Genomic DNA, 17,302 nt, shown 5'->3' with positions numbered 1-17,302 from the left:
CTCTCTTAGTCTGCCGAAAGATCGGGCATGGTGAAGTCCATGTAGCGATCTTCTTCCGCCCGATCCGCTGCCTCGATGACGCCGGCCTGGCCCTCGCCCACGGTGCCAACCGCGAGAAGCTGCATGATCGAAACAAGAATGATGCCGTTCTCAGCCACGACGCGCGTGTTGAGGTCGATGCTTTCCTTCAGGGTTTCCATGTCACCCGTCAGGTCCACGAGGCGGTCGATCCGCTCAAGCGATTGCCCGGCTTCGGTGTAGCTGTTTTGCGCGGCGGCCGAGACCATCGCGCCAGTCGTTGCTTGGGTGGCAACACGTTCCGCACCGCCGTTCCCGCTGTTCGCCATTTCCGAAAGCGTGTCTTCATCGAAACCGTGTTCGGCCAGAACGCGCTCCATCTGGGTGCGGATTTGGCTGGAACCGGAGCCCGTCAGGCCGCTCCAATCGCCTTGCTGGATCGCGGCGATGGTGCCGGTAATGTCGCCAAATTCCTGATCGAGCAGCCCGTTCAGCCATTCTTCCATTTCCGTCGAAATGATCTCGGGAAGTTCGGCCAAGCCGGTCAGGGCGGCATAGGTTTCCTGAAGCTGCGCGTATTGCTCTTGCAGCGTCTGAAACTGGTTTTGCAGTTGCAGGAGCTGATCGTTCTGAAGGATTTCATCTTCGATCATCTGCTGAAGCTGACGGATTTCCTGCGCGATGTTCTGCGTGTCCACGGTAGGAACGCCTTGCGCATAGGCAGCCGGTGCCGTGGTCCCGAGCAGCGAAACGGGTGCGACAGCGAGGCCGAGGCCGAGGAAACCGGCGGTTGCGATTTTGCGGATCACCGCGTTGATGTTCATCGACGGTTTCATCAGTCGAAATCCTCCATATTGAAGTTCATGAATTGCTGTTCACGCTGGCGGTCGGCTGCGAGCGCGATTGACTCGGCGCTTGCCGGGCGTGCCCGAGCGGCAAGGAGCCGGGCCATGATGGCGCTGAGCCGCCCAAACTCGGCACGGGCATAGGTGTTCAGCGCCATAGCCTCCTGCACATCCTCGGTTTCGCTGATCCGCTGGATGATGCTTTGAAGGCGGCGCGCGGCAGCTTCGACCGTCGCCATGCTGTTGTTTGCGTAGAAGCTGGCCCCGGCACCCGTGAAGGAGAGGTTCGAATTCGCGAGCAGCGCCGGGTCGATGGTGCCAACGGCATCGCCGCCGCCACCACGGGCCAGATACTCGTTGTATTTCGCCGGGATCACCTGAACGTAGTGCTGCGTTTCCTGGAACGGCGGCACTCCGCCATAGTTCTGCACGTTGCCGGGGCCAGCGTTGTAGGCAGCGAGCGCGTGAATGATGTTGCCATCAAACATGGCAAGCATCTGCGCCAGATAGCGGGCGCCCCCTTCAACCTGCAAATACGGGCTGTCGTAGTAGTCGGGATAGATACCGAGATCGCCGGCGGTCCCGGGCATGATCTGGGTCAGGCCAAAAGCCCCGACTGGCGACCGCGCGCCGATGGAAAACCGGCTTTCCTGCCAAATCAGGGCTTGCAGCATGTAGCGCCATTCCCTGACCGAAAACCCCGCTTGGCTGACACCTGAAAGGCCATGCGTTTCCTGCGCGACCTGGATAATCAGCTCTTCGACGTTCTTTGCCGCATCCCCGAACATCTGTGCTGCGCCGGGGTTGCTGTCTTCAGGGTCATAGACCACATCGGCCGACGCTTCGGGGTCTGCCCCATCTTCCAATGCGGAGACCATGCCCGGAATGCCTTGGCCGCCAAGGCTGGTTTGGGCGTCGAGGATCTGTTGCAGGATGGAGAGCTGTTCCTGCTCGATAGCCGCAATCTCTTCCTGCACCGCGAGCGTTTCGCGTTGTGTGGCGAGATCGCTTTCCCGATGAGCGTTCGACGCCTCGTTTCTGATAATCAGGCTACCGTCCACCGTGGGGACACCCTGCGCGATCGCGCTGGTTCCCCACAGGAAGGCGATGGCCGTCAGTGCAGCCGTCTTACCCATCGCTAAGGCCCTCCGGGCCGCCGATCGCGGTAAAGGTGCAGGGTGCGGATTTGGTCGAAATCCGGGCCTGCGACTGCGGCTCACTGGTCGGAAGGAAGGCCATGCTGTTACTGCTGCGCGTCACAGTGTCGAAACAATTCGCTTCGGACGGCCGATACTCGGCACAGCCAGCGACACCGAGAGCGGTCAGCATAATCAGGATTGCAGTAGGTTTCATTCGACCCTCCAAAAATCTTCACGCTGGCGGTAATCGGCACCCACCAACTGTTCACCTTTTTCCATCCCGCCGAGGACGGTTAGGAGCGGCCCGAGGGCGCTCAAATCTGCATTGATGACGACCGATCCCTGGTCATCCCGAACCAGCCCCATGCGCGACGCCGGGCTGGACGTGAGCAGCACGTCCAGTTCCTTGTCGTGAAGGTTCAGCATCGCGTAGTCCGATGCCTTGGCCCGGATGTTCGGCAACAGGATTTGCGTCGGCACCGCTTCAACGATGGTTTTGCCGGTGCGGGTCTGTTCGAGCTGACTGGCATACTGCGTCATCATCACGACGACCGCATTTTGCTTCCGGGCCGTCACGAGCCAGTTCGAGAGGCGTTCAGCGAAATAGCCGTTGTCGAGAGCTTTCCACGCCTCATCAATGACAATGATGGTTGGCTTGCGGTCCTCGATAACCCGTTCCACGCGGCGGAAGAGGTAGGACAGCACAGCCATCCGCTCTTTCTCGCTTTCGCTGTCCAGAATGCCAGTCAGATCGAAGCCGACAACTTCGCCGTCGAGCGAGAACGTGTCTTCACGGTTCTGGCCGAAAATCCAGCCATACCGGCCCTCGGCAGTCCATTCTTGCAGGCGTTCATGAAGATCTCCGCCATCATCGGCCGAGATAAAGAGCGAGGCCAGATCGTGCCAGTTGCGCAGGTTCGCATCGCTGGCCGTCGCGTTCTGCCGAACCACCTGCTGAATAAGGTTCGTCTGCGCGGGGGTCAGCGGCTTGTCCGAACGATGGATCAGCGAGGCCAGCCAGTCGGAGAGCCATGCCTGACCGCGTTCGTCAATCTCGGTCCAGAGCGGGTTGAGCCCGGTCGCGTCACCGGCTTTGATCGAGGAATAGCGGCCACCGTTAGCGCGCACCGCCATTTCCATGCCCAAGCGATAGTCGAACACGAAAAGACGTGCCCCGGCTCGCCGGGCCTGCGTCATCAGGAATGCCGAGAGAACCGACTTCCCCGAGCCAGGACGCCCAAGGATCAGCGTGTGACCGCCGGTCGGCTCTTTGTCCGGGGAGCCTTGTTCATGGTAATTGAACGAGAAGGCCGAGCGTTCCGGCGTGGGGAACATGGTGATGACCTTGCCCCACGGCACCTGGTCCGCTGTCTTACCGAGCGGCGTCCGGTGGAACGCGGCGAAGTCCGCGAAATTCCGGTTCGTCACCGCCCCTTTTCGGCTCCGCGCGTGCCCGTTGCCGGGGTGTTGGGCAAAGAAATGGGTGGCGCTGGCGAAGCCTTCGGCAATCAGGTTCACACCTTCGGTCGAGGCTGTGTTCTTGATCTCGCCGCCGATGTTTGCCAGCTTTTCTTCGCTGTCCGCGAACACGGCCACCGACATATGGTGATCGCCAAAGCTCAGACGCTTCGATTCAAGATCATCGAGCGCGGTGGGCAGCTCTTCGAGCAGCGACACCGCGCCATCGTTGGCCGATGCCCGCAAGCGCATCTGCCGCTTGATCCGCCCTGCCATCCAGTTGCTGTTGATGGGGGTGAAGCTGTGCGTCACGATCATATCGACCGGCAGGCTCAGCTCATCGAACATCGTGCAATGCGTCTTCTCGGGGTAGTCCTTCACCGCGAAGATCGAGCCGATACGCGGACCGGTTGCCCCATCGGAGAGAAAGAACTTGTCGCCTTTGGAGGTGACGCGCGTGTTCGCCACGTTTTCGGCAACGATTGTCGTTCGGGCACCGCGATACAGCGGCAGCTCTTGGCCGGTGTTCAACGCTCCCAGGAAGCCAAGAAGCTCGCCCGAAGGCTCATTGAGCAGCCGGGGGTTCATGTCTGCGAAGGACGACATAAGGAAGCGAACAACCTCCTGAAGCCTGCCCATCCGCTTTTCCGTTTGCGCCCGCAGCAGCTCGGCCGACTTGGCCGCGCGCAGCGGCAACTTAGAGCCGACAGCCGGGCGGTTCATGACGGTAAGCGTCAGCGTCTTGTCCCGCAAATGGCGCTGACCGAGAGCCTGCCGCCAGCGACGATCCACAGCCGCGGCGAAGCTATCGCCTTCGACCGGAACGAGATCGGGCGTGATCGCTTTTGAAACTTTGTGGACATAGAACGAGCATTCCGGCCCGATCCGCGCGACCACGGACGCAAAGAGCGCCCGTGTGCGGTCCAGATATTCGTCGTCGGTGGTGTTGCTGTTCACCCCGTCCAGACGGATGCACTGAAATAGTTCATTGCCCCGCGTCCGCACGGTCTTGTCGTCAACGAGGCTGATATAGGGCAGCATCGAAGCGAGCTTCACTTCACGCCCGAACCAGCCAGGCAGCAGCGAACGGGGGTCATAATTCGTATCACGGGGCATAGCTGTCTCCGCCGTGGATTTTGCGATTGAGGGTCGGGCGCGTGACCTGCAAGGCCGTCACCACCACGTCGAGGAAATTTTCGTCCCAATCCGCCGCCTTCCACAGCAGGGGATAGGCAGCCGCCGCGATAGCCGCGACTGCCCAATGCTGAAGCCAGACGAAGATCAGAACAGACCCGAAAAGCCAGACCATCGCATACATGATCGGCAGCCCGAGAAGTTTGGGAGGCCGCACAAGGCCAAGGAAAAGACGAGACTGTTCCGCCATCGTGCCAGCTCCTTACGAAGACCAGATTGCGGAAACGATGGTCGGCGCGGCAGCGATACCCGCGATTGCCACCACAACCCACATGGCCTGACGGAAATCGAGAATGCCGAAGAGCCACGACAGGAAGACACCGATCAGCGCCAGCGTGCCGATCACGATCCCAAGGGGGCCGGTGATCGCGTCCACGATGCCCTGAAGCACATCCTGGACTGGCGATAGGTCGATGCTTTGCGCCAGAGCGGGTTCTGCCAGCATCAGCAGAACCCCGCAGAGCGCGACGAAGACGTTAAGATTAGGCTTCATGAATGTTCTCCTTCGAGCCTGTTGAAAACTGCCAGCACGCGGCTGACGTGGTTTTGCGTCTCCCGATAGGGTGGGATGCCGCCATGCCGCTCCACCGCCTCGGGGCCCGCGTTGTAGGCGGCCAAAGCAAGTCGAGCGTCCCCAAAGCGGGCCAGCATCATCAGCAGATACCGAGCAGACCCGTCGAGGTTCTGTTGCCAGTCGTGGGGATCGACGCCGAGATTGGCGGCCGTCGCTGGCATGAGCTGCCCCAAGCCGATCGCGCCAACATGGCTTCGGGCGCTCGGGTTGTAGGCACTCTCAATTTCAATGTTCGCTTGATAGAGCAGCCGCCATTCGGTCACGCTGATGTTCGCGCGGCGCAGAGCCGGATGGCTCGCGTAGCGAAGGGCGGTCTGGTCGATGGCATTCAGGATCGCGGGCCGGGGTGCTACGGCGCGAGGCGCCACAGCAGCCACCCGGAACGAACCGTCCCCTTCCTCCGCTGCATCCCGGTCACGGCCGAACAGCGTCAGCTCGTCGGAAGCCGATCCTTGGCCGACACCATCATTGTAATTTCGGGCGAAGTTGGTTTGCGGGGTGGAGGGACGAAGCGATCCATCGCCCTCCATCACCAGCACCATGCCCTGAGCCAGAGCAACGGTGCAGGACAGCGCCAGAGCGGCGCTAGTCGTCGTCAGATAGCGTGTTGCCGTTCGGCAGAACGTGGAGGGCGCGGCCCCCTTTTCGCAGCGGGATGTGAATCGGATCGAAGCCAAACCCTTCGAGGAAGGAGATGAGGCCGTTCGCGGTCTTGAAGAGCCGCAATTGGATTTCCTCTTCCTGCTTGTTCCATCGGCGTCCCGGCACAAGCAGCTTCTCAACCGATCTGTCTTCGGTGACAGCCCGAATGAACCACTCCCCATACCAGACTGCATTTTTTCGGAACGCTGGGGTTTTACATACAACCTCAGCTTGATACCCCTGCTGCAAGAGGACCCTGAATTGCGTCTCTGTAACCACATTAGGCGCTTCTTTGTTTAGGTCTGTCCTCACGATCGGCGCTTTCCCTTCTGGTTAACGGACCGTGAACCCTTCTCGGGCCCTTCAGTCCTACGACATTATAAGATGGGGCGCAACATTGTAATGTTGCGCCTCGCAGAAAGTTCTGCTCTAAGGCACCAATACACATTACCAACCAAATTCCCAAGTGATCTAAAGGGACAGCGCAGGATGCCGAGAACGCAGCTACCGGCCTACATGCTTATAATGTCGTCTATTTTTTCGGCTTCCGGGGTGCAAGCAAATACCTGCTTTCCCCCTGAACGGCCCTTCGTTCCCGCAGAAATCGAGTCCGCAAGGGAGTATCGCGAGCTGATCTATGACGACTTCCAGATCTACTTCGAGGACTTCAGCGCCTACCTGCAATGTCTCGATCAAGAACGGGCGCGGGCCTTCCAGGAAGGGCAGGAGGTCAGCGAGGAATACCGACGCTTCTTCGATCAAGTGGTCTCCGCCGACTGATACCTCTATAGTTGAGCGGGTTTCTGCTCATGGCCGTCGATACCCTTGTGGTCGAACCGGGCAGATGAACGCCTGCGACGAACTGGGGCGAACCGCCCTTGCCCCGGCCTGCAAGATGATTTTCAACCAGAATATGTTGCCAATCGGCCTGCATTCGCCTTATCACAAGATTATAAGTGTGCGCCCTTCATTATAGCGCCGCCATTCATCGAAGGAGATACCATGTTGAAGCTGCTCCGTACAACCGCTCTGGCCTGCGTCGTCGCGGCGTCCAGCTTTGTCGCGGCCCCGGAGCGGGCGCAAGCACAAAGCTACCAGATCGACTGTGCCATTCTGCTCTGCCTTTCGGGCGGCTGGCCAGCCTCCGAGCCTTGTGCTCGCGCCCGCGCAGAGTTCATTCGCAGGATCACACCCTGGCCGATCGAGCCGCCGCTGCAAATCTGGCGCTGCCCTATGGGTGCCTCCTTCAACGTCGATCCGTCCGAACTGAACCGAACCCGTATCTTCGACATTCTCATGCAGGATAGCGCCCCCGCGCCGCAGCAATCCCTTCCAAGCGCACCACTCACGGACTACGCGCTTGAGCCGCAGCCCGCCGTTCTTCGTCAGAGCGGCGGGACTGCCCGGCGGTTGCCCGAAGGTTTCGCCCTGCATTTCGTGCAGGAAGGGGAATACAGCGACGACAACGGCACGGCCGACATCGACATCAGCGGATCGGAGTTCGACTTCGTTCGCTCGATCCGCGTCTTCAATGTGACCTACGCCCGCCAGCGTGAATCCGGGCGTGACGGTGATTGCAACCGCTCCGCGAGCGTCCGTATGGGGTCTTACGGCACCCAAGGCGATTTCCATTGGCGGGGTTCTTCTGTTGGTGCGCTGCCCGAGGCACATACCGGGATGGAACGCTATGGCGAACACTGCCCGAGCATCTGGCACCGTTCCGTCTTTGTGGAGTGGCGGGACTATCAGGGCAATTATGGCTTCGAGCAGGTCAACTACTAAGCGTAGTGCCGGGTAGGTCCGGTCAATACTATAATTGCGACAGGCATCTAAAGAGAGTATGCCTGTCGTGAACGATCATAAGAATCGAACAGGCAAGGAGAGCAGACACCCCAAAAAGCAAACCCCCCGCAAGGCGGCAACCAAGCGAGGGGGGGTCTAAGAACCTAGGAATTGGCGTTCCGAACAGTCCAACACTATCTGTTTTCAGGACTGGTTCTACCACCCTCCCGTCAACCAAACAAGCAAAAAACGCACCTGTGCGAACAGGAGAACTTTGCCTTGCCGCCTTGTCCAACGAGCAGAAAAAGGACAAGGAAATGAACCACTCACCACAAGTCGCGTTGCCGCAGGGCATGACCCGCCGCGACGTGATCGCCGTCATCAGCGAGATCGGACCCGACCTTAACCTGAGCGGTGCGGCAATCTTCGTGCTGACCAAGCTCATCGGCAGCACGAGCGAAAAGGACTGGACCGAACCGGGTGCCGATCCGACCTTCTACGGCACCCAGGAAACGATGGCCGAGCGCCTTCACATGACCGCCCGGCAGCTCCGCAGCCATGAGCGGAATTTTGAACGCAAGAACATCCTGAAGCGTGACACCAAGGCGAATGGTGCCCGCGAAGCCGGAACCGGGCGGGGCCTGCTTTTCACCCCGCTCAAAGCCTGCTTCGCCGACTTGTTGGCGCTGCGCGACCAGAAGCGCGCCGTGACCAAGCGCATCAAGGAGCTGAAGAGCCTTCGCAGCGTTCGCTTGCGCAGGATGAAGGAAGCAATCGCGCGGCTCGCCCCCGAAGCACTGGAAGATGAGGCTGTCGCCTCGGTCCTCGCCCGGTTCAATGGTTGGCCGCGCTCCGACAGGCTTCATTCTCTCGGCCTGGACCGCCTCGAAGCCCATGTCGAAGACGCTGCCAAGCTGTGCATGGAACTCGAAGAGATCATTGAAAACCTACCTGATTCTTCCTGTGAACCGGCAGAAACCTTCCGGTCCTTTATACAAGAGGACAACCAGAAGAATACTTCTGTATCCTGTAACGCCAGCGTGGATGAACGGAGCGCGGGCAAGCCCGCGCACTCTGGATTCCTTAGATCGGGGCCTTCCGGCCCCGATATTTGCAGAGAAAATGAGTGTGAGGCGGATAGCGGCGTTATCAACCCCAAACTTGAGGCGCTTTTTGAACCGGAGCAGCTTTTCAAGCTCGCATCGCCCGACTTCCAAATGACCCTTCAGGCAAGATCCAGTCAGATCACGAAGGAAGCGATGATCGACGCAGCCCACGACATGCTTTCACCCCTCGGGATCAATTATTCCGCTTGGCGATCCGCGTGCGGCGAACTCGGCCGCCTCGGCGCCACCCTTTGCGTCCTGGTCCTCGATGCGAACCGCGACCACCCGCAAACCCCGGTGCGCAACCCCGGTGGGGCGCTGCGTGGCATGATCCGGGCGCACAAACGGGGCAATCTCAATCTCGTTGGTAGCGTGATTGGGTTGCAGCGCCGACGGGGATACTAGGATGCAGCGATCAACCCTCGCGCCGATCCGACCGCGCCGGATTGCAGCTATACATGCCAAGCTTTGCACCATCATTACCATGCGCGATGACCGTGCCGGCGATTGTCGCCCCCGCCGGTTCCAGCGGCCGCATTTCGACCTCGGCACTGACGCCCTGGAACGTGCGCAGCGCGGCCAGCTCGCACGCCTCCACATCATCAAACTCGGCCGTGATGACTTCCGAGCCAGACTGCATGTTAAACAGTACCAATATCAGGATGATTTTCATGTGAGACCCTTTCTACGAGAGAGGGCCGGTCCCTCGCGGTCCCGACCCTCATGGAGAACAGCGCATGACGCTTTCACCTTCCGCGATCATCGGCATCCCTGCCTGTATCGCGCCCCTTCAATATCATAATCATGGACTCGGGACAATAACATTGCCGGGTATCACGCCCTTTCATCTTCCCTGAAATATCCTCGGGGGAGCGCCGCGAGGCGCGGGGGCAGACAGCCCCCCATGTCCACAAAGGAACGATTTACGACAGGCCGCAAAACAGTGTCCAAAATCCAGCCTTTACACTTTAGGTCACGCCTTGTATTTTGTGGCACCGATTTTGAACACTTTTGGGAGTGAAAATGCCGGATCTGGGCAATGCTGTCATCGGCGACACCGCAGTGCGAACATTTGCCTATGCTCGTGTGTCGACCGTAGGCCAGAGCGTCGATGCACAGCTTCAGGAGATCAAATCCGCCGGCTTTCGATTGCCAGATTATCGTCTCGTGTCCGAAACTGTTTCGGGAAGCGTCGCAGCAATGCAGCGGCCACAGTTTAAACGCCTCGTTGATCGACTCGAACCGGGTGACATTCTCGTTGTGACAAAACTCGATCGTCTTGGCCGAGACGCCATCGACGTTTCTACAACGGTAGCCGATCTTGCTGATATTCCGGTTCGGGTCTACTGCCTAGCCCTTGGTGGCACTGACCTAACCAGTTCGTCGGGGCAACTCACTATGAACGTCCTGAATGCTGTCGCGCAGTTTGAGCGAGACCTTCTTCGCGAACGCACCCACGCCGGGCTGGAAGCCGCGAAGGCAAAGGGTAAACGACTAGGGCGTCCACCTGTGTTGTCACCTGAATCCGAAACTCAGGCAAAAGAAGCCATAGCCGTAGGTGAACCCATCGCGGCAATCGCGCGGCGGTTTAAGGTTAGCCGCGCAACCATATCTAGACTTCGTGATGCAGCGACCGCCTAGAGTGAAAGCGCCACGTCTACCGCTTCGCGCTCTGTTTCACAGTGGGTCGGATGCAATCGACCATTCTTCCAGGACCAAACCGTATACCCATTCTTTGAGCGTTTGTGGACAGTGCCACCAGAAATATCGACATGACCTTCGGAGACAAGACGAAGGATCACACGCTTACCGGTTTCGGCGCCATCAATCTCGAACAACTTTGACGCCGCGGCTTCGACCAAAAGATGATCGCCCTTGGTGTCGATGACTATAACAGCTTTGTCCACCCAAACGAGAAAGTCGGGCCAGTATGCCTGCCCTTCATGTAACAGAGGTAGCGAATATCCACTGCCAACGGGGTTTCTGGCCCAAACCCGCTGTGTTCGATCAAGCGCCCGCGCGAACTTAATTTCAAGGGAGTTCAAACCGGAATACTTGCTATGAAGCGCACGTTTGAACTCTTCCGACGCGGTGGGATCTATTGCGATTGGGCCTACCGAATATGGACGATCGACGTCATTTTGAAATATGACGGAATGCTGAATGTAGGCTGAAACCACTTCCCGAGCTTTCTGCCTGATATGTTCTGCGGCAGGGCTACTTAGCTCGATCATCGCATCGAACTTTGGATTCTCAATATCAACTAGGTTTACTGGGCCACCTGCGCGGCGGAGCCCACCAGGGTAGCTCCTCTGGATTTCGCGCCTAAACACAGACCGAGCTGATACGCGGTTACTATGCTCCACCTCGATCCACTCGAATTGAGAGTCGGAGTCCTCACCAACTTTTTGCAGGACCTGCATTCGGCTGCCTTGACCTACGGTGTTGCTGTCACCCCCCCGAAAATCCATGATACCATTGACAATGCGGGCTATAGGCGGCTGTGCCCGACTGCTTTCAATCCCTACAGTGGGAATGGTTCGCGGCGGGTCTGCCTCGATACGGTCCCGCCTGCCGCGAGAATTTTCGTCCTTAACAACAAGGGCTATAGACGGATGTTCCGCTGCCAGATCCTTACGCAGATCGTGCAGAATATCGTCGAAGACCCCCTTCTCATCTGTCCGGATATGAAAGTGTGCAGTGTTCAGTATTGGGTCTGAGTAGTGGGTTGCGCCAGGTTGTCGTAGGACACGGCCAACGACTTGCGTGATTTGCCGGGCGGACGCCATTTCTTTGTCGATGTAAGCGAAACCCACAGCAGGATCATCCCACCCTTCTTGAAGGCTAAGATTGAAAATAATGTGTTCGAATTTCTCAGAGATAAATCGAGAATAATCCTTCTCTCCGCCGTCAAATAGTCGCATATCCGTCGGCTTCGGATAGTCTTTCGAAAACTTGAGCTGGCTGTATACAGCTATTTTTTCAGGTTTGATCTTTGCTACTTCGACAAGGTGTCGCCAGACAAGAATTGGTCTCGCTTGGCGTTCTCGAAAGGGACGCTTCATATCTTCCGCGATTGACATGCCGTCTACTGTATTGGTTGTGCAGACATAAATAGCCTTGGGTGTGAAGGGAAGTTTGAGATCTGACGCGATCCTTTGAGCAGTGCTCATGTCATTTAGAAGATTGTCTATCGCCGGTTCCATGGGTGTTACGTAACCGTCGATGGAAATACGTTCCTTAACGAGCCCAGACTGCACAACTTCTCGGCTTGAAACAGCCGTCGAGAAGTCTTCGTCCGTCCAAGCTTTATCGTTCCTCAAACGGTTCATGACGTTCGTGAGCTTGGGTGGTAACGTCAAGGTCGCACTGGCAACAATGAGTGCATCAGGGGCAAGTTCAAGAAGCCTTTCAGATTGTAGGTCTGAAAGATTGTGACCCTCATCGTAGATGATAACCAGCGGGCGTCGCAGCCCCTTCGAGGTCTGTCTCTTTTTCAATTGGTCCCAAAGAGATTCTTCAGCAAGATCGAGCTGGGCTCTATAAATTTTTCTGTCTTCACTTGCGGTGTCTTCAACCGCAAATTTACCAACCGTTGCAACAAGAAGAAGCGGGGTCTCTTCGCTTTTCAAATGATCCGGAGCGACCTCCAAGAGCGGCATCACAGTAAAGCCAGATAGGTTATCAGCATACTTCCCACTGGAAAGGTTTTCAAACGTTTGAGAGACGACCACCCGGCCTTTGGATATCCACAAAACGATCGGGGCTATTGGCATTCCGTCGCGAATCTGAGAGATGGCATCTGCCAACATCAGCGTCTTCCCGCTACCTGTGATGGAGACAAGTGTTTGTAAAAACGGGACATTTGTCGTGCGATTGACCAACAACGGATCGCTTGAATAGGTGGCGAATCTATCAGCAATCTGGCTAGCTGCTTTCTCCTGAAAACCAAGCAGCTCCATTAAACAATCTCATCTTCGTTGTTAAATTCGTCGTGTTCAGTCAAGCCAAGGTCGGCAAGGATTTTGTCGGGTATCTTCCAGAAGCGAACATTGGGTGACTGAAATAGCTCGTAGCGTGCGTAAACATGAAAAGGAGGCTCAATGCTGGCCTTCTTTGCCTCTTGCGCAACGCGCTTGTATGTGTCGAGGCTAAGTGATCCGACGGGGCCACCGTTGTCCCAAATAAGGAAATAACCCTCCATATTCTCATCCTGCCCAATCAAATACTGGTAGGAATCGTCCTCTATGCGTCTCAAGCTAGGAGCCGAGCGTCTGTGTGTCTCCCAGTGCGAGGTGAGCACGACATCTATCAACTCGTCTCTTTGCATAGATAAGACCGCCCGGGCGTCGATCGCTTTGGTCAGGAGGCGATATTCGAAACCTCCGCCCAAAGGCTCTGCTTTTTCACCATCGGGCCGATCACCTGTAATCGCGTTATGCAGGCGCTGCCAGGTCAAGGTGCGGGCATACTTGTCACCATTCTCTGGTGCACCTTGCTCCATAAGGATGAACCGTCGATTGCTGCCTTCCTCCTGGTTTAGCCACAGGACTGCGTGACCAGTCGTTCCCGAGCCTGCGAAGGGATCAAGGACCAAGCCGTTGGGAGGGCACCAGATTTGAATGATTTTAGAGACGAGCTTGAGCGGCTTTACCGTAACGAATCCATGGCCTTCGCCCACCAAAGCAGAAAGCTCTGAAACCCCGTCACTGGATCGACCAGATTCGCTGTAGTCCCAGGATGCCGCATCGAGCCTGACGTCAGGTGTGAAAAGCTCATCGGCCCAATATGAGACTGGTACTTTACCTTTTTTGATCTGGTTCAGATATGTCTTTGTTCTTGGGCGACCCTTTCCATCTCGGCCGAACCAGATGAATGGCCAGTTATCTTGCTCAAGGCGTTTGAACGCGGACTTTCGAGCAGCCGCTGGAATAGCGTTGGCTTTCCCGCCCTTTACGAGAAGGGCCTTGCCTTTGCCGTCGCCAATGTCCTTCTCGATAACATCACAGCCCCACTGCCCGAGCCATGATTTGATGTTCCGCTTTGGATGGCGCCATGCGCCTTCTCCTGCGGGGTAGTGCAACTCTCCGGTGAACGGCGATTGAATGGCGTAGTCGTCCTTTGCGCTGTAGCTTCGTGCTGTAAGGTTTCCTTCTCGCCAGAGGTCGTTAGGATCATTGTCCGGGTTTCCATAGCGAGTATTGTCTGATGCTGTCCTGGCCAAAGAACGACTTTCTGCTAGAGCAGCGTCTTTCGCATAGACAAGAACATACTCAGTCGAAGTTGAAACGTGATTGTTATCCGGACGCGGTGCCGCTGACTTTTGCCAGTTGATTATCGCGAGACGATTCTTCTCACCGAAAATTTCGTCCAGAGCCTGACCAAGGCGAAACAATTCACGATGGTCGATGCAGATCGCTAAAACACCTGTCGCTTTCAACATGGCCTTCATTATCTGAAGGCGTGGCCACATGAACTTCATCCATTTAGTTTTCTTGGAACCGTCTTCATCTGGAACCAGAAGACCCAGATCGGGATCGTTTGGATCATCGTCCCAACGGTCGTTGTATCTGAAGTATTGACCCGTATTATAGGGGGGATCTGTTACAATGAGATCGACCTGACCTTTGAACTTGTAAAGCGTCACCATTGCTTGAAGATTTTCACCTTCGATCAGCATATTTTTCGATTGGTCTTCTGCTGTCCCGATGTGAAGCCGGGGCTCGCGACGCGTTTGGCGAGCTTTAACCCGCTTGGCAATTTGCATTGCCGTTCGTTTTCCGTGAAAACTTAAGGCAATACCCGTTGTCGACATGCTCCTAAGCAGTCGCTCCAACTCTTCGCGAGACAGTTTTGAAAGCTCTGCGTCGAAGTCAAATTCCATTGTTGCTTCCAATTCTGCGGTCGGCGCGATATTTTATTATGCTTCGTTGATGTAGGTAACACACAGAAACCAAACACAAAAGATAGCGAAATCAGCGGCATAGGCTGACCCGGTAACTGACTGTGGGTAGTGTCCTTCGGCCCCCGTTTCGGGCAGAACACTATTGTTTTGTTTGCCTTTTCACAAGATTATCTGAACGCGCCTTAGCCTCCCCCCTACCCGCCCCTCTTTACAGATGCTCCGGGTGCTGTCTCGTCCCGATCCATTGGGCCGTGATGCGCATGGTCTGGTCAGGTCATCAGTCTCGGTCTATCCGGGTAGCCCTCCAACTTGCCAACGAGCTGGCGCCTTGATCCCTTTTTTCTCCCAAGCCTTGCAAAACGATCGTCATCCGCTCGGCCGGGAAAGCCCGGATCAGTGTGGCCGCTTGATCCGGATCGCCCGTCAACCAGGTGTCATAATCTGCCGGTTCGAGGATGACCGGCATTCGCCCCTTCGCATGGATAGGCCGGATCAGCTCGTTCGCCTCGGTCGTGACCACGGTATGCCGAAGCTCCGTCTCTTCATCTTCGATCAGCTCCGGATTTTCCGCCCGCCAGAGTCCCGCGAAGGCGAAGAGCGGTCGGCCAACAGGATCGTCGCCCGTGAGCGCAAACCAGTAATCGGTCGCCGGCTGCCTTCCCTTGGTCTCGTTGAAGCTCGTGACCGGGACCAGGCAACGCCGATCTTCAAAGCTGCCGCGCCAGAGGCCGCTTTTTCGCAGCTTGTCGTCGCGCGCATTGTTCCAGGCGGCAGGCTTGATCGGCTTCCCGGTTTTCTTCGACACGTGCGGCGTCAGAAAACCCCATCGCATTTCGATCATCTCGCGCTTTCCGTCAGGATCGAGGCGCACCACCGGCGCCAGACCCTTCGGAAAGTTGGCCGGCCTCGGTTCTGCGTTGCCGATACGATCCTGACCCGGCGCGACCTGGAACAGTCGGCGCATGGCCTCGGCCGTCGCGATATTCGCATATAGATTGCACATCCTGCGTCCCTACAGCCCGGCCCATCCCCGGATCATCTTCGCCACGCGCAGGGCTTCCGCCCGTCGCAGGCTTTGATTTTCGATCCGCAGCGCCTTGAAGAAGGCACCTGTCAGCATTGGTCCTTTCTCTATGTTCTGCCGCACATAGAGCATGGCCGCCAGAAATTCTTCGGTCTCCACGTCCTTGTCCGCGCAATCGGCGGCAGCCGTTTCGACAAGGGCAAGCACCTGGCGCAGCTCGCCCACGATCAGAATTTCTTCTGACCAGTTGCCGCCGAAGGCCACATTCCGAAGCTGATCCTTGCGTTCCGCCATGAGAACAAAATAAGAACAAAGGGCATTTCTCGACAAGCAGGATCGTGACGCATGACCCCGATGCGGTCTCTATACATTGATATGAATAGCTTTTTTGCCAGCGTTGAGCAGCAGGCCGATCCGTCGCTGCGCGGTAAGCCTGTCGGCATTACCGCTATCAGCGCCGAATCGGGGGCCTGTGTCGCGGCGTCCTATGAGGCCAAAGCCTTCGGCGTCAAAACCGGAACGCGCGTCTACGACGCGCGCCGGTTGTGCCCAGGCATCATTTTCCGCCCGAGCCGCCACCGCCTTTATGTTCGCGTGAACCAGAAGATCGCCGGCGTCATCGACCAGATCGCAGAGCTTCAGGCCGTCCGCTCCGTCGATGAATTTCAGGTCGCCCTCGGCGGCCAGACAGCGGAGCTGTCGGCCGCGCTTGATCTCGGCCGCCGGCTGAAGGCCGCTATCCGCGAACAGGTCGGATCGGAGCTGCGCTGTTCCGTGGGCATCGGGCCGAACCACTTGCTTGCGAAGATCGCGGGCAAGCTCGAAAAGCCGGATGGCCTGCAATGGCTTGCCCCGGAAAACATGCCCGACCGCATCGCGCATCTGTCGCTTGACGATCTGCCGGGGATTTCGCACGGCATCAAAGCCCGGTTGCAGCGTGCAGCCGTTTGGGGCGTCGCGGAACTCTATGCGCTCGATCCTCGCCACGCCCGGCAGATATGGCGCTCCGTCGAAGGTGAGCGTTTCGTTCGAGCCTTGCAGGGCATGGATATTCCGCTCTTGCCCACGCAGCGAAACGGCTACGGCAACTCGAAGGTTCTCGCTCCACAGTATCGTCGGCCCGATGCCGCGCGCCTGGTTGGGCGTTGGTTGACCGAAAAAGCCGTCGAGCGGATGCGCCGTGACGGGTTTTGTGCCCGGCGGTTTTCCCTCATGATCCGTCTTCCTGAAGGCCGCGGCTGGTCCCGCGCGAAAACCCTGACGCCGAGTCAGGATTCCGCGATTTTCCTGAAGCTGTTCGAAGCCGAATGGGCGCAGTTTCACCACGAGCGTCACGGCTATGTGCTGTCGATCGGCGTTCACCTGGGCGATGTGATCCCGCTTTCCGAACGGCCGGGCGAGCTGTTTCTACCGCTGGCGCCGGGTGAGCCGAACAAGCGGGAAAAACTGGCGGCAACCATCGACCGGATCAATCGTCGGTTTGGTCAGAGGGTCGTTAGCTATGGGGTGCACCAAGATCATCCGGGGTTCTTCGAGAAGGGGTAGTTTCATGGCGAATCCCGGTCGTTCGTGACCTCGTGCGGTTGCTCGAGGACACGCCCGCCCAGGACCGCGC

The 17,302-nt window shown here is 57.6% G+C and carries 17 protein-coding genes; 5 read left to right on the top strand and 12 right to left on the bottom strand.

The annotated features are described in order from the left end of the window. Positions 1–5: 5 nt before the first annotated feature. The 7 genes from VK682_RS23365 to VK682_RS23335 form a co-directional block, all read right to left on the bottom strand. Complete coding sequence (locus VK682_RS23365; RefSeq protein ID WP_245708096.1) at positions 6–854, bottom strand: type IV secretion system protein; 849 nt, start codon at positions 852–854, stop codon at positions 6–8. Beyond that, positions 854–1,999 carry a lytic transglycosylase domain-containing protein gene (locus VK682_RS23360; RefSeq protein ID WP_093744136.1) on the bottom strand — a complete coding sequence of 382 codons (1,146 nt, stop codon included), beginning with the start codon at positions 1,997–1,999 and terminating at the stop codon, positions 854–856. The genes VK682_RS23365 and VK682_RS23360 overlap by 1 nt, the downstream gene beginning before the upstream one ends. 213 nt (positions 2,000–2,212) lie before the next feature. Next, the gene (locus tag VK682_RS23355; RefSeq protein ID WP_324782620.1) at positions 2,213–4,576 is read right to left on the bottom strand and encodes a VirB4 family type IV secretion/conjugal transfer ATPase; all 2,364 of its coding nucleotides are present in this window, start codon (positions 4,574–4,576) and stop codon (positions 2,213–2,215) included. Then, positions 4,566–4,844: a VirB3 family type IV secretion system protein gene (locus VK682_RS23350; protein ID WP_074647467.1), complete on the bottom strand. Its 279-nt coding sequence runs from the start codon at positions 4,842–4,844 to the stop codon at positions 4,566–4,568. Before VK682_RS23350 ends, VK682_RS23355 begins: the two co-directional genes overlap by 11 nt. Positions 4,845–4,856: 12 nt before the next feature. Further along, entirely contained in the window at positions 4,857–5,147 is a 291-nt protein-coding gene (locus VK682_RS23345; RefSeq protein WP_074647466.1) for a TrbC/VirB2 family protein, read from the bottom strand. Continuing rightward, entirely contained in the window at positions 5,144–5,770 is a 627-nt protein-coding gene (locus VK682_RS23340; RefSeq protein ID WP_074647465.1) for a lytic transglycosylase domain-containing protein, read from the bottom strand. The genes VK682_RS23345 and VK682_RS23340 overlap by 4 nt, the downstream gene beginning before the upstream one ends. Before the next feature lie 43 nt (positions 5,771–5,813). Further along, complete coding sequence (locus tag VK682_RS23335; RefSeq protein ID WP_088716870.1) at positions 5,814–6,149, bottom strand: hypothetical protein; 336 nt, start codon at positions 6,147–6,149, stop codon at positions 5,814–5,816. A 210-nt stretch (positions 6,150–6,359) separates the two neighbouring features. On the opposite strand from VK682_RS23335, the gene VK682_RS23330 reads away from it, so the two are divergent. The 3 genes from VK682_RS23330 to repC all read left to right on the top strand — a co-directional run bounded on the left by VK682_RS23330 (position 6,360) and on the right by repC (position 9,163). Continuing rightward, positions 6,360–6,650 (top strand): hypothetical protein, encoded by a 291-nt coding sequence (locus tag VK682_RS23330; RefSeq protein WP_324782618.1) that lies wholly within the window; start codon positions 6,360–6,362, stop codon positions 6,648–6,650. Between the two features lie 222 nt (positions 6,651–6,872). Beyond that, a complete protein-coding gene (locus tag VK682_RS23325; protein WP_324782617.1) occupies positions 6,873–7,652 on the top strand; it encodes a hypothetical protein in 780 nt (259 codons plus the stop codon). 317 nt (positions 7,653–7,969) lie between these two features. Next, the gene (gene repC / locus VK682_RS23320; protein WP_324782616.1) at positions 7,970–9,163 is read left to right on the top strand and encodes a replication initiation protein RepC; all 1,194 of its coding nucleotides are present in this window, start codon (positions 7,970–7,972) and stop codon (positions 9,161–9,163) included. Positions 9,164–9,173: 10 nt separating this feature from the next. Here repC and VK682_RS23315 read toward each other — a convergent pair whose 3' ends face one another. Next, positions 9,174–9,431 (bottom strand): hypothetical protein, encoded by a 258-nt coding sequence (locus VK682_RS23315; protein WP_324782615.1) that lies wholly within the window; start codon positions 9,429–9,431, stop codon positions 9,174–9,176. 350 nt (positions 9,432–9,781) lie between these two features. Here VK682_RS23315 and VK682_RS23310 point away from each other — a divergent pair, with 350 nt between their 5' ends. Then, complete coding sequence (locus tag VK682_RS23310) at positions 9,782–10,399, top strand: recombinase family protein (protein ID WP_093744141.1); 618 nt, start codon at positions 9,782–9,784, stop codon at positions 10,397–10,399. Here the strand turns inward: VK682_RS23310 and VK682_RS23305 are convergent. The 4 genes from VK682_RS23305 to VK682_RS23290 all read right to left on the bottom strand — a co-directional run bounded on the left by VK682_RS23305 (position 10,396) and on the right by VK682_RS23290 (position 15,981). Beyond that, positions 10,396–12,720 carry a DEAD/DEAH box helicase family protein gene (locus tag VK682_RS23305; RefSeq protein ID WP_324782614.1) on the bottom strand — a complete coding sequence of 775 codons (2,325 nt, stop codon included), beginning with the start codon at positions 12,718–12,720 and terminating at the stop codon, positions 10,396–10,398. The two genes, VK682_RS23310 and VK682_RS23305, sit on opposite strands and share 4 nt — an antisense overlap. Continuing rightward, positions 12,720–14,642 (bottom strand): site-specific DNA-methyltransferase, encoded by a 1,923-nt coding sequence (locus tag VK682_RS23300; protein ID WP_324782613.1) that lies wholly within the window; start codon positions 14,640–14,642, stop codon positions 12,720–12,722. The genes VK682_RS23305 and VK682_RS23300 overlap by 1 nt, the downstream gene beginning before the upstream one ends. Before the next feature lie 298 nt (positions 14,643–14,940). After that, on the bottom strand, positions 14,941–15,666 hold the full coding sequence (locus VK682_RS23295; RefSeq protein WP_324782612.1) for an SOS response-associated peptidase: 726 nt from the start codon (positions 15,664–15,666) through the stop codon (positions 14,941–14,943). A gap of 9 nt (positions 15,667–15,675) precedes the next feature. Then, positions 15,676–15,981, bottom strand: a complete 306-nt coding sequence (locus VK682_RS23290; RefSeq protein ID WP_093744145.1) for a hypothetical protein — start codon at positions 15,979–15,981, stop codon at positions 15,676–15,678. A gap of 51 nt (positions 15,982–16,032) precedes the next feature. Here VK682_RS23290 and VK682_RS23285 point away from each other — a divergent pair, with 51 nt between their 5' ends. After that, positions 16,033–17,232 carry a DNA polymerase Y family protein gene (locus VK682_RS23285; RefSeq protein WP_093744146.1) on the top strand — a complete coding sequence of 400 codons (1,200 nt, stop codon included), beginning with the start codon at positions 16,033–16,035 and terminating at the stop codon, positions 17,230–17,232. The last annotated feature ends 70 nt before the right edge of the window (positions 17,233–17,302 follow it).

The organism is Salipiger marinus (assembly GCF_035481585.1).
GTDB lineage: Bacteria > Pseudomonadota > Alphaproteobacteria > Rhodobacterales > Rhodobacteraceae > Salipiger > Salipiger marinus.
The sequence above is the reverse complement of the archived record's forward strand: the minus strand, read 5'-3'. Positions and strand labels throughout refer to the sequence as shown.

Coding starts and splice junctions, on each gene's coding strand:
- VK682_RS23365 (WP_245708096.1), bottom strand. CDS start 854: ATGAAACCGTCGATGAACATCAACGCGGTGATCCGCAAAATCGCAACC.
- VK682_RS23360 (WP_093744136.1), bottom strand. CDS start 1,999: ATGGGTAAGACGGCTGCACTGACGGCCATCGCCTTCCTGTGGGGAACC.
- VK682_RS23355 (WP_324782620.1), bottom strand. CDS start 4,576: ATGCCCCGTGATACGAATTATGACCCCCGTTCGCTGCTGCCTGGCTGG.
- VK682_RS23350 (WP_074647467.1), bottom strand. CDS start 4,844: ATGGCGGAACAGTCTCGTCTTTTCCTTGGCCTTGTGCGGCCTCCCAAA.
- VK682_RS23345 (WP_074647466.1), bottom strand. CDS start 5,147: ATGAAGCCTAATCTTAACGTCTTCGTCGCGCTCTGCGGGGTTCTGCTG.
- VK682_RS23340 (WP_074647465.1), bottom strand. CDS start 5,770: ATGGTGCTGGTGATGGAGGGCGATGGATCGCTTCGTCCCTCCACCCCG.
- VK682_RS23330 (WP_324782618.1), top strand. CDS start 6,360: ATGCCGAGAACGCAGCTACCGGCCTACATGCTTATAATGTCGTCTATT.
- VK682_RS23325 (WP_324782617.1), top strand. CDS start 6,873: ATGTTGAAGCTGCTCCGTACAACCGCTCTGGCCTGCGTCGTCGCGGCG.
- repC (WP_324782616.1), top strand. CDS start 7,970: ATGAACCACTCACCACAAGTCGCGTTGCCGCAGGGCATGACCCGCCGC.
- VK682_RS23315 (WP_324782615.1), bottom strand. CDS start 9,431: ATGAAAATCATCCTGATATTGGTACTGTTTAACATGCAGTCTGGCTCG.
- VK682_RS23310 (WP_093744141.1), top strand. CDS start 9,782: ATGCCGGATCTGGGCAATGCTGTCATCGGCGACACCGCAGTGCGAACA.
- VK682_RS23305 (WP_324782614.1), bottom strand. CDS start 12,720: ATGGAGCTGCTTGGTTTTCAGGAGAAAGCAGCTAGCCAGATTGCTGAT.
- VK682_RS23300 (WP_324782613.1), bottom strand. CDS start 14,642: ATGGAATTTGACTTCGACGCAGAGCTTTCAAAACTGTCTCGCGAAGAG.
- VK682_RS23295 (WP_324782612.1), bottom strand. CDS start 15,666: ATGTGCAATCTATATGCGAATATCGCGACGGCCGAGGCCATGCGCCGA.
- VK682_RS23290 (WP_093744145.1), bottom strand. CDS start 15,981: ATGGCGGAACGCAAGGATCAGCTTCGGAATGTGGCCTTCGGCGGCAAC.
- VK682_RS23285 (WP_093744146.1), top strand. CDS start 16,033: ATGACCCCGATGCGGTCTCTATACATTGATATGAATAGCTTTTTTGCC.